The organism is Mesorhizobium sp. B2-4-15, from assembly GCF_006658505.1.
Lineage (GTDB): Bacteria > Pseudomonadota > Alphaproteobacteria > Rhizobiales > Rhizobiaceae > Mesorhizobium.
The window spans coordinates 256,212-267,241 of sequence record NZ_VFUZ01000002.1; the positions used below are offsets into that span (position 1 = coordinate 256,212).

Below are 11,030 nucleotides of genomic sequence, written 5' to 3' on the forward strand. Positions count from 1 at the left end.
CGGGCCTCGGGCCTAGCTGAACTCTGTAGCCGCGCCAATGGTTCCAAGCACCGCTTTCTCTCTGAAAGATAAAATCCATGGGATCGCAATTTCGGAAAATCGCTAGGCTAAAGCGCCATCGCCAATACTCACGTCGACAATCGGACATGCGAACATATCTCTGACCTATAGACTTAGACTAATCAGCCTCAGCCCGTGAAGGTCGCTGTGACGCCAATACCAACCCTTTGAGACCATTGTCTGCAGTCGATTTCGGCAGGAAAGGTCGCGCCTGAAGGAGAAAATCCTCTTGAAAGCCAGGGCGGAAGTGGGGCCGATAGATAGGCAGCGCCTGATGCATTTGCGCCAGAAACAGCTTGACGTTTGTTTGCGTCAGCGGATATTCCCCCGCCTCGCTTTTGATGGTCCGCAGCGTTTCGACAAGTGCACAATGTTGCTCAGCCGAAGGATTAGCTGTGTTCACAAGCCGGAGCGCTTCGACCAGTGGATAAGGTAGCGATTCATTGCCGTCAGTCTGGCTGTAGTCGAAGCCGTCGCCCGCGATGCCGATCATAGCAAGAAAATCGGAAAAGATCGAACCACCTACCCACTGGGCGCTATCGTACGGGGCCAACGTGAGATTGGATACTTTCAGCCAGCGCCGGAGGACGTCTATCTGAGATGGATCGTAGGCGAACGGCCTTTCATTCAAGGGCCGCGTCCAACGCGCGTTGTAATGTCTGACCACCTCGTTAAAGGCGGAAATGACGATATCGCAGGGATGACGGATATAGGCGATAATGCGAACGTCGTAACCCTTGAGGCACGATAGAAACAAATCGATGTCGACGCTGGGCTCGCACAGCATTTCCGAACTGATCAGCAGCGTCCGTTCCCCTGCTTCGTCCAGCGTCTTCGCTAGTCGATCGGGACCATTGTCCTCTGCATCGGGCATGAATGCTGCGGCCAACGGATTGTGGTTTGGCCAAGCGCTGCTGGTCGGTTTGTAAAAGATGCCACGGTCCGCAAGCAGTGCTGCGTTACGATGAAGGAACGACTGCAACGCAGTCGTGCCAGTTTTGTGAACACCGATATGGAGAATGATCCGCATGACTTGATAAACCGCGATTCCGTCATCACAGCAATCCTGCTGTCATTGAAAATGGGGCTTCATCAGCACCGACACTTGGAATGGATCGAGTATCGATCGATCGTAGCCCACGACTTTCCAGCCGTCCCCATCCAGAAAGTCTATCTCGCATGAAATGTCGCCATAGGTCTCACCTTCGATGCCACCGTGAGGAAGATAGGCAAATCCGTTCGTGCGGTGGCTCGACTGCATTTTTGCGCTCAAGGAAGTCTTTCGAATTCCATCGATGAACGGCCAGAACTCGATAGGTCGAATGGTGGCCACGAACAATCCGCCAGGCTTGATGTGTTTGCTAATTGCCAAGAGGCAAGCTTTGGCGGCTGAAGGCGCCAGATGTGTGAAGACCGAGAAGGCGAAAATCAAATCGAACTTTTGGTCTCCGACGGGAAGACCGGATGGCGTCCGTTCCGACTGAGCGAAATTGCCCGGCAGTCCAGCCTGTCGGCATAGCTTCAAGGAGGTATCCCAGGCATCGACGCCCCAAATCTTGGTGGGGTCGCTGTGATAGTACATCATACGAAGGATACGACCGTAGCCGCACCCAAAGTCGAGAATGTCGGAACCTGCCAGCGGTGTCCCGACGTGCTTGGTGAAATTGTTTTCCATCTGACGTGCAAACGCAGAGGTCTGCCGAAACAGGTCGACACCAGACGCGCCAGTCCAAGTCTTCTGAACCTCATCGCTGGCCATCGCTGGCAGAAGGCGAGACAAACCAGGATAGCCCTTGTTTGGCAACGAAATCATAAACAAGCCGAAGTCGTCCAAGCTCATTCGGCGTAGGAACATGAACGCCTCCTCAACGGTGCATCCGTCGGTAGCCGCGCGTTCCGCGGCATTCAGGTGTGGGACGGTTACGGAAAACATAGGTGCGCTTACTCTTTCAAAAGTGTTTGGAATTGTCCGACCCTGTAACACGCGCCGGATTGCAGTCAACCAATCAATCGCCAAAGGAATCACCACAGAACACTGGCCCAACGGCCATCAATCACTATTTGATCACCTGGACCCATTAAACTCAATCAGGTCATCCTGGCCCAAGCGTAACATTGTTCCCCTTTCGATAATGACATCTGAAGACTGAAGTCGCCCTGTTCATCACCGGACAGGCCCCAGTTCCTTTTTTGCTAACAGCAAAATCTCGATCCTAGGCATCAATAGCCGCCCTAGATATAAAGCACCGGCTTGGGTTAGGTGAAACCAATCCTTCTGAAAAAGATGAATTCCATCGCGGTACGCGGGTCGGCCAACCTTACAGAAGGCGACTTTGGTCGAGAAGAATTCTGATGTCGCAACCAGCTGGTTGAGGCCATGTTCTTCTGTGCAACCGTCCGCCAAATTCGCAGCCATGATGTCATCAAGGCCTGTGATCTTCCCATGTCTGGCTACGATCCCGAGGGGAATATCAGCGTAGGTCGGTAGATCTCCCAGTAAAATGAACGGTATGCTTCTAGCATTCAGAATTGCCTTTATGGCGGGGAAGCCTTTTTGAAGCTCCGGATAGCCTCCATGGGCAGATATGATGACGAGATCGTAGTTGTTGTCGTTGATCGTGTGCCGAAAAAACTGATCGTTCGACATTGGACAGTTCGGTCGATAGGGCATCGGAACGTCAAGGGCAGGGACGCAGGCCGAGCCCGACCAAAGGTACAGATCCGCAGCATCTCCAAGAGCGGCTTTGAGACCGGGATACAAGGACGCAGCAGTGCTGTCGCCCACCATCATTATCTTTGGCCTGCCGTCTGCAGTAGGGACGAAACAGCGCTTGTCGATGGCCATCCAGGAGTCGGTCGGGGATAGAAAGCATCGATAAGGAATTGGCGGCAGCCCTAAGCTCATATTCGCGGGGTCAAGCAACCCTGCGATCTGTGATTCATAACGCCAGAGCCAGCCATTCGACGCCCAGGCATTCACACCGATGACCACGATCAAAGTGGCGGCAGGAAGCATGGCGGCGAAGAATTGGGGTTTCTTCGGCAAAATGCTTAGATCCTTATGGATTGGGCGCTCAATGCCATAGTAGAGCGCTGACGCCAAAGCGATAGACGCACCACACAGGGCCAGCTTCGAGATCATTCCATTGGTGTCGAAGAGGTAGGTGGAAAATACAATAATTGGCCAGTGAACCAGATAGATCGAGTAGCTGATCTTCCCCATCCAGACCGATGGTGGATTGTCGAAAAGCCTGGTCGACAGCGGTCCTTTTCCTACAAAGATCAGTAATGCCGAGCCTGCACACGGCAGCAAGGCCGGAAGCCAAGATTGCTCGGTGAATAGAAACATCGAGACGACGACTGCCCCGAGTCCAGCAATGGCCAATATCTCTTGCCAAAGTCTGCTGCGCGGGCGAAGCCACTCCATCCAAAGGATCGAACCGCCAAGCGCAAGCTCGTAGGCACGAAAAGGTAAGAGATAGAACACTGCGGAAGTAGGATCATTCGAGACATTGCTGCCGAATCGAAGGAACAAGGCGCTCCCCATAAGGCTCAGCATTCCAATGCCCGTCACAGCGAGCAACCTAGCCCTGCTTCCCTTCCGCCGAAGTAGAGGTACAAGAATGACCGGCCAGATGTAGTAGAACTGCTCCTCGACGCCAAGACTCCACGTATGCAAAGCAGGCTTGGTAAAGGCCTTGGTGTCAAAATAGCCAGAGACGTTCCAGAAATTAAAGTTGGAAAAACCAGGGGCGGCCGCAGCAGCCGAGGCACCGAATTGGGCGAGGTCCTCAGGCGGCAAAATAAAGTACGCGGCGGCCATTGAGACCAGGAGAGTTGTTGCGAGCGCGGGGAAAAGCCGACGATAGCGACTTGCCCAGAACCCCAACAGCGTGAAGTCGCCACGCTCGGTCGCATCCTCGATCTTCTTTGAAATCAGGTAACCTGAGATGACAAAGAAAACATCGACACCAAGGAACCCGCCTGTGAAGGCTGGAAAACCAACGTGGAAGGCGACAACACTTAGGACAGCGATGGTTCTAAGCCCGTCTATATCACTCCGATAGCCGGACTTTGACCGGACCGCTTCCGCTCGCGCTAATGTCGGAGTTCTTTGATCCATCCCGAAGCCCTACACCAAGACGCGGCACTCAACGATTTGCCATCCTTGCAAGGGCTTGCTGGTTTGCATAGCTGGGCGTCTCACCAAGCCTTATTAATGCGATATTGTCCTTGATTTCCACACTGCCGGGAGCCGGCCATATAGGCATCGTCGACAGACGGACAATTGTCTGATCCACTTGATCCTCAGACGTGCCATTCAAATTGGAATAGCCAAGCAATTTCATATAGTAGGCGATACGCCAAGGATTGCCGCCGTCCCATTCGAAGAAAGAGTGGCCGACTGTCGAATCGGGAGGCCTGGGATAGTTGGTTACAAATGGCTGTGCGCCGAACACACTTAAAGCATAGGTGCGTTTTGCATCAAAACCGGGTGTGACCGACAGTCTGTCGTAGATGGCGCCCGCCAAAAGAGTGTCGTGCTTGTCGACCAGATAGCTGGATGCCTGACGATAATTCTGGATTACCTGGAACTGGAAAAGCGCCACCGCCAGCAAGACCGCCGAGGCTGTTCTGATTCTGGAGTTTTTGCTGGTCACCGCGACATAGACAAATAGCCACACAGCGATCGGCAGCCCGACGAGGCTTCTGACTGGCATGTTGCCCGCAGCGAGAAAATGAAGGCTGAAGGGGACAAGCAGCGAAACAAAGGCTGCTGCTGTCGATAGCAGCCTTGAGTGGGTCGATCCTCTGAAGATTTCCCAGCCGCCCAGGCTCAGCATCAGGGGAATAGTCCACAACACAACGGCGTAGGTGCCCTTGTCCAGGCCATACGCTCCTCCCATCGCCTGCAGGACGCGCTCAATGACTATAACTGGATGTTGAAACAGAAACCCCGGCTGGGAAAGCGAGTCGAAATACTCGTTCCGCATAGATGTGAACGATCTGAAAATGGCATTGCCCATGGCGTAGAACAAAATGGCGCCGGCCAGCAGGATGCCAACGCGAAGCAGAAATTTCGGCACCGATTTTTCGGTATCGCCCCGCGCCTGCAGAATTGAGATCGCGATGCCGAGTACCAGAATTGCTGGCGCGAAACTCTGATAGATCGAAATCGCGAAACCGCCCGCAGCAACTGCGCCAAGGAAGCGCGGACTCCGCAGCGAAAAGTCTGTTTGGGCGATCAGCCAAAGCGCAAGGGCGGTGGCGAACAGGCCGATCCCGACTGCGGCAATGTTCGAATAGAATTCGACGATGAAGAACCAGCTTGGAAAGCCGCAGAAGACCGCAAAGCATGCATACTCGGGGACGGTGAACTCGTCCTTGCCGATGGCGTCCATGACGAGAAGGTAGGCGGCGACACAACCTGCGCCAAAGACGGCCGGCGCCAGCAAAGGCATCACCGGGTGGGTAATAAGGAATCTTTCGATCAGATATGCGCCCCAGCGTCCCTGAACGATCCAGATCGACGCATCCGTTCGGAAGGCGGCCACTTCTTCGTCAACTGACAGCGAAAAGGAAGCCAGTTCAGAGAAATACATCGCCACAAAAATCGCAAAAAAAGTGATGGCAGGTCGAATTGTGCTTGGTCGAATCAGCATTATCTGCGGAGTATCCATCGAGAAAAAAGGAAGTTTAGGACGGTTGTCGTGGCAAGGGTTAACATGAATGCCACCACGTTGTTTTGCAGGATGGCTTGGAGAACGTGAAGGCTCACCAATCCGACCACGAACACAACTGCGATCATGGCCCCGATCGCCAGCCGATCCGTAAGGCCTGTACGGCTTCCTGGAAAGACACGGTCAGGGTAGAACACCATTACAAACACGAGGCCTGCCAGCCAGGCAAGCGCGTAGGACAACCCCGAAGGGAGCATGATCAGACCGGCGAAATAGACGGCACTCGTCAATGCGGTGTTCAGGCCGCCGGCGACAAGGAAGCGGACAGCATCGCCGCCAATTCGATCAACTGCCATCCTGCCTGACCGTATCCAGGAAATCAGCATAATCCCTGATGTAGTCGCCGGCGTCATAGGGATGTGAAGCCAGGACAAGCAGTGCCGTATCTGGCTGAAATTTATATTGGATTCCCCAGACACCGGGCGGAATGTAGAGGCCGATCGAAGGCTCGGTGAGCGAAACCTCTTTCCTGTCATGGCCGTCATCCACGACCACGGAAAGGCGGCCGTGAGCCGCGATAAGGAATTGTTGGCATTCCCGGTGCGCATGCTCGCCCCTGACCTTGTCGGAGGGCACACCGTAGACCATGAATGAGCGGACCGGCTCGAAGGGCAGGTCCGAGCCGAATTCCAACGGCGCAAGCTCACCGCGCAAATCGCCAAAATGCGGCAGCCGCCACAGTTCACTGCCGCCAACTCCAAGCGACATTTTCTCGCCGACCGCGCCGGGTTGGGTCTGCGTCAATGCCGACACAATTTGCGGGCCGGTCTGGTAGCCGACGATCACGGCCGGGTTTCCGACCACAACTGCATTGGCGGGGACATCCTTTGTCACCACTGCACCCGCGCCGATCATCGCTCGGCGGCCGATCACAATGCCCGGCAGGATCGTCGCGTTGGCGCCGATCGACGCGCCGTCATGGACAGTCGTCAGCAGAAACGCCTCGGGATATTCCTTGGAGCGCGGAAAGCGATCGTTGGTGAAGGTCGCATTCGGGCCGACAAACACGCCATTGCCCAAGCGCACGCCATCCCAGAGCTGGACACCACTCTTGATGGTCACGTCATCGCCGACGATCACGTCGTTCTCGATGAAGACGTGGTCGCAGATGTTGCAGTTCGAGCCGATCACGGCATCAGGGAGGACATGGGCGAACGCCCAGATGCGAGTTCCACTGCCGACGCGGAGGCTTTCGCAGATGCCGCGTTCGTGGACGAAAAATGGCTTGTCGGTCATTTAGCTGTTCCGTCAATGACGCGGCTGATGATTCTAAGTGGACGCGACTTGGTATTCTCGACCGCCCGCCAGAGATAGCAACCCAGGATGCCCTGAACCATGAGGCTTGCTGAACCGAAGCCGACGATCAGCAGCACCAGTGTCGTGTAGCCGGCAGGGTCGATATTTCCAAGCAGGCGAGCAATAACGGTAACCGCTGCAAATAGAATGCTCAGCACACAGCCGGCAAAACCCACCCATAGCGTGAGCATGATCGGGAAGTCGGAGAACGAGAGAATGCTGTCCATCATATATCGGAACCGTCGCGCCATACTCCAGGCGCTTGTTCCATGCTCTCGTTCCCGGCGGCGGTACGGCACGAATTCCCGCCTGAATCCGACCCAGAACAGCTGTACGACAAGTGAGCTGTTGGGTTCTTCAATCGACAGTATCGCTTCCAGGACCTGGCGATTGCAGGCGAAGATATCGACTCCGCCACTTGGCATGCTTGGCAAGACCAACTTGCGATAAGCTGCCCAAAAAGTTCGCGACAGAAATTTGGTCAGGGGCGGATCGCTTCGCCCGGTGCGCTGACCAAACACCACATCCGCTTCATCCTGTGCCAGTTTTGAAAAGAATTCCACGATCAGGTCCGGCGGTTCTTGCAGGTCAGCGGCCATGGCGGCCACCTGGTCGCCTGACGCATGTTCGAGCCCGGTTCGAATGGCAGTGAATGAGCCAAAATTCCGGCTGTGGAAGATGATCTTGTAATCGTAGCCCGAGCCTTTCAATGCCCTGACCAGCAGAGGGCCGGATTCATCAGGAGATCCGTCGACAACGAAGACGAACTCGATGTCACCTTGATATCTGGAATGGAAATCTGCGACCGCTTGCAAAAGGGAGGCGATGTTCGCCTGATTTCGATAGATCGGGAAAACAATCGAGCGTGTTGTCACATTGCCTCCCATGCTCGGAGCACCTGACACACATGCTCTATTTCGTCTTCCGTCATGTCGGGATAGCAGGGAACGGAGCAGAGGCGGCTGACGCTGGCTCTTGAAACGGCGAGATTTTCCGTTCCTTTCATCGGCATTGCCGCCCAGCCGACCTGGTCGCAATCCAGCACAGGATAGTGGATGTCGGTATCGACGCCGCGTTCTTTCATAAACGTTCTAAACGCATCCCGGTCGTCGCAGAGCGCGACCGCGAGATGTGCGACGCTGCCGCCGCCACCTTCCAAGAATTGCAATCGATGCCCGGAGGCCGACTTGTAACGGTTGAGAATGGTACGCCGCTGCCCGTTGCGGTTATCAACGTCGCCCAACAAAACATCCAGGATCGCAGCTTGAACCTCATCCATGCGAGAATTGCGGCCATTGGGCACGCCGACATGATATTTTGAACTCCAGCCATATTGCTGCAGTTGCCGCACATATGCCGCGGCCGAGGCGTTGGAGGTGAGAACGGCGCCGCCGTCACCCATGGCCCCGAGATTCTTGGTTGGATAGAAGCTGAAAGTAGAGATATCTCCCAGCGAACCCGCAACGTCGCCGCCGATCCTTGCCCCGTGCGCTTGCGCGCAATCCTCCACGATCGGAATGTGCGGGAGCCCAGCATCGGCGAGTTCGGTCCGGAGCGCGCGCACATCGACGACGCCGCCATAAAGATGGGTCACGACGATTGCAGCGGTGTCCGCGTTGGCCGCTTTGAGCACCGATCGACGATCTACCAGTTGGCTGGTCGGTTCGATGTCGACGTAGTGCGGAACAAGATCGTTGTGCCAGCTCGCACAGCTGGCATATCCCCCGGCATTGGCCGCCAGGATAACCTCACGTCCGCGCGACCCATCGCGCGTGACCGCAGCCAACGCAAATTCGAGCGCGTCGGTGCCGTTGGCCACGAGGATGCATTCGGAAGCACCTATGAACTTGGAAAAATTTGCCGCAAATCTCTTGCCCACCGCGCCATTGAGCCACCATCCCGACTGTAAAGTGCTTGCCACCTCGCGTTCAATTTCGATCTGATAGCGCTGATACAGGCGCTTCAGGTCATTCATCGGAATGGTTTCTTGTTTCGTCATTGGCTCACCTGCTTAAGCATATTTCATTCGAGAGTGTTCGCAGGGGCGAACGTTGGCAAGCTCGGTTGCCGCAGGCATGGCAAGCCCTGGATCCGATCGCAAGCGTAAAAGGCGCCGGAATAAGAGGCACAATTATTGGGATTCTGCCGCCACCGCAACGGACTTTTGCTCATTGTGCGAACGACGCACCTCCTGGTAAGTGGAAGAGGCTGGATTACGGAAGAGGACTTGCGCCGTTAAGACTTGGCTCGAGCTCCAACCTTCTTTGTTGGTCTCGTGATGAAGGATTCCACCCTTCCGTTCTTAAGCGTCATTCTCTTCGTGCATACGCTTTCGAGCAGGTTTTCATTGTGGCTCGCCAGGACGATGATGCCCGCCTTTTCTGCCAGCTCATCCATCCGTCGTTTGGCTTTTTCCTGAAACGCGGCGTCGCCGGCGCCGATCCATTCGTCCATCAGCAGAATTTCGGGGTCGAGTGCTGTCGCCGCTGAAAAAGCGAGACGGGCGGCCATACCCTGGCTGTAGGTTTTGAACGGGACATCGATAAAGTCGCCAAGTTCGCTGAAGGTGATGATCTCCGGCATTTTTTGTTCGATCTCAGCCTCGGTCCATCCGCTGATCAACCCTCTCAGAACGATATTTCGCCGTCCCGTCGCCTCCGGGCGAAAGCCGATGTTGATGTTGAACAAGGCGTCGACTTTGCCTTCGATAGATACGGTACCGGACGAGGGCTGATAGATGCCGTACAATACCTTCAGCAGTGTCGTCTTGCCTGCCCCGTTTGGGCCGACCAAACCCAAACGATCGCCTGCTTTAAGTTCAAAGCTGACATCTTCGAGCGCTTGCACGACCTGCATGCCGCCGGAGCGTCCGATCGTGCCGCCCAGAGCCCCTAAACGGCGATCAGGCGCCGAAAGCGTCAATTTTTCGTAGAGACGATAGGCAAGACTGACATTATCCAGCTTTACGGAGATCATTTTTTTGAAACTCAGATCAGGAAAACAACGCGCTTGCGATATCTGCCCAGCAACAACAGCGCGATCACCCAGAAGGCCAAGGAGATATAGGCCGTCAAGACAAAGGCATGCATTGGGAATTCGCCGCTCGCGATTGGTGCGCGCACCACTTCCAGGAAATATGTGAACGGATTCCAATGATAGGCATAGTTCTGTATGCCGCTTTGCCCATGGTAGACCCAGAAGACGGGAGTAAGAAACGTGCCGACCCGCATGATGTTGCCAACGATGAACTGAGCGTCGGGAAAGAATGCGCCCAGAAACGCAAAGACCGTCACCATTGCAGGCGTTGCTAGGACAATCAACAGCATCCCTGGAATTGACAGAAGCCACTCAGTGCTAATCCCCAGGCCACTAAACAGAAGAATGACGATGCAACCCGCGACTGAATAGGCCGCTCGGATGATACATTGCACCGTCAGCCGCATTACATACACGAAGAGTGGTAGCCTCGTGCCTTGAATGAAACTGCCTTCGCGCGAAAACAGGGGCACGCTCAGACTGATCATCTCCATAAGATAGAACCAGACAACAAGGCCGATCGATGCGTAGGCCGTGTACCCGGCCGAGTCCGTGTCGCTGGTCTTGAAAACGAAGATGAAAGTGCCGATGAAAGCCAGATAGTTGACCAGCAGCCAAAGGGGGCCAAGCGTCGTGCGCCTGTGTTGGTCGCCGATGTCCTCGTGGGCCAGCGCGATCCAGACCCTGTGCAGCCTCATGGCCTTCGAGATGTCGTCAAGGGCGCCGTTTAGTGCCGAAATCATCGTGGGCAGTATCGCATCTGTTGTTCCGCTGCTTCATCTCATCAAGGTCCGTGACGAACCACCGGGGACCTTTTAATAGCCATTGCGACGAGCTTATGGCAACGCATTGCGTCGTAACGAGGTCGCAGACAGAGTCAACCGCGACAGGACCGAA

Annotated in this window: 10 protein-coding genes; all 10 read right to left on the reverse strand. The window is 55.2% G+C overall.

Annotated elements, in window-relative coordinates; all coding sequences use genetic code 11:
- Positions 1–178: 178 nt before the first annotated feature.
- Positions 179–1,090, reverse strand: a complete 912-nt coding sequence (locus tag FJ930_RS03590; RefSeq protein ID WP_141834883.1) for a hypothetical protein — start codon at positions 1,088–1,090, stop codon at positions 179–181.
- A 42-nt stretch (positions 1,091–1,132) separates the two neighbouring features.
- Positions 1,133–1,915 carry a class I SAM-dependent methyltransferase gene (locus FJ930_RS03595; RefSeq protein ID WP_181763263.1) on the reverse strand — a complete coding sequence of 261 codons (783 nt, stop codon included), beginning with the start codon at positions 1,913–1,915 and terminating at the stop codon, positions 1,133–1,135.
- A 309-nt stretch (positions 1,916–2,224) separates the two neighbouring features.
- Positions 2,225–4,183 carry an acyltransferase family protein gene (locus FJ930_RS03600; RefSeq protein WP_141834889.1) on the reverse strand — a complete coding sequence of 653 codons (1,959 nt, stop codon included), beginning with the start codon at positions 4,181–4,183 and terminating at the stop codon, positions 2,225–2,227.
- A gap of 28 nt (positions 4,184–4,211) precedes the next feature.
- The gene (locus tag FJ930_RS03605) at positions 4,212–5,723 is read right to left on the reverse strand and encodes a glucosyltransferase domain-containing protein (RefSeq protein ID WP_181763264.1); all 1,512 of its coding nucleotides are present in this window, start codon (positions 5,721–5,723) and stop codon (positions 4,212–4,214) included.
- Positions 5,723–6,097 carry a GtrA family protein gene (locus FJ930_RS03610; RefSeq protein WP_181763265.1) on the reverse strand — a complete coding sequence of 125 codons (375 nt, stop codon included), beginning with the start codon at positions 6,095–6,097 and terminating at the stop codon, positions 5,723–5,725. Before FJ930_RS03610 ends, FJ930_RS03605 begins: the two co-directional genes overlap by 1 nt.
- On the reverse strand, positions 6,087–7,037 hold the full coding sequence (locus FJ930_RS03615) for a WxcM-like domain-containing protein (RefSeq protein ID WP_141834898.1): 951 nt from the start codon (positions 7,035–7,037) through the stop codon (positions 6,087–6,089). Before FJ930_RS03615 ends, FJ930_RS03610 begins: the two co-directional genes overlap by 11 nt.
- A complete protein-coding gene (locus tag FJ930_RS03620; RefSeq protein WP_141834901.1) occupies positions 7,034–7,984 on the reverse strand; it encodes a glycosyltransferase family 2 protein in 951 nt (316 codons plus the stop codon). Before FJ930_RS03620 ends, FJ930_RS03615 begins: the two co-directional genes overlap by 4 nt.
- A complete protein-coding gene (locus FJ930_RS03625) occupies positions 7,969–9,096 on the reverse strand; it encodes a DegT/DnrJ/EryC1/StrS family aminotransferase (protein WP_141834904.1) in 1,128 nt (375 codons plus the stop codon). Before FJ930_RS03625 ends, FJ930_RS03620 begins: the two co-directional genes overlap by 16 nt.
- 236 nt (positions 9,097–9,332) lie before the next feature.
- On the reverse strand, positions 9,333–10,073 hold the full coding sequence (locus tag FJ930_RS03630) for an ABC transporter ATP-binding protein (RefSeq protein WP_141834907.1): 741 nt from the start codon (positions 10,071–10,073) through the stop codon (positions 9,333–9,335).
- A gap of 11 nt (positions 10,074–10,084) precedes the next feature.
- The gene (locus tag FJ930_RS03635; protein WP_140742406.1) at positions 10,085–10,876 is read right to left on the reverse strand and encodes an ABC transporter permease; all 792 of its coding nucleotides are present in this window, start codon (positions 10,874–10,876) and stop codon (positions 10,085–10,087) included.
- Between the last annotated feature and the right edge of the window lie 154 nt (positions 10,877–11,030).

Bases quoted from the DNA above. Each gene is read 5' to 3' on its own strand.
- FJ930_RS03590 (WP_141834883.1), bottom strand. From the start codon at position 1,090: ATGCGGATCATTCTCCATATCGGTGTTCACAAAACTGGCACGACTGCG.
- FJ930_RS03635 (WP_140742406.1), bottom strand. From the start codon at position 10,876: ATGATTTCGGCACTAAACGGCGCCCTTGACGACATCTCGAAGGCCATG.
- FJ930_RS03595 (WP_181763263.1), bottom strand. From the start codon at position 1,915: ATGTTCCTACGCCGAATGAGCTTGGACGACTTCGGCTTGTTTATGATT.
- FJ930_RS03615 (WP_141834898.1), bottom strand. From the start codon at position 7,037: ATGACCGACAAGCCATTTTTCGTCCACGAACGCGGCATCTGCGAAAGC.
- FJ930_RS03625 (WP_141834904.1), bottom strand. From the start codon at position 9,096: ATGACGAAACAAGAAACCATTCCGATGAATGACCTGAAGCGCCTGTAT.
- FJ930_RS03610 (WP_181763265.1), bottom strand. From the start codon at position 6,097: ATGGCAGTTGATCGAATTGGCGGCGATGCTGTCCGCTTCCTTGTCGCC.
- FJ930_RS03605 (WP_181763264.1), bottom strand. From the start codon at position 5,723: ATGCTGATTCGACCAAGCACAATTCGACCTGCCATCACTTTTTTTGCG.
- FJ930_RS03600 (WP_141834889.1), bottom strand. From the start codon at position 4,183: ATGGATCAAAGAACTCCGACATTAGCGCGAGCGGAAGCGGTCCGGTCA.
- FJ930_RS03630 (WP_141834907.1), bottom strand. From the start codon at position 10,073: ATGATCTCCGTAAAGCTGGATAATGTCAGTCTTGCCTATCGTCTCTAC.
- FJ930_RS03620 (WP_141834901.1), bottom strand. From the start codon at position 7,984: ATGGGAGGCAATGTGACAACACGCTCGATTGTTTTCCCGATCTATCGA.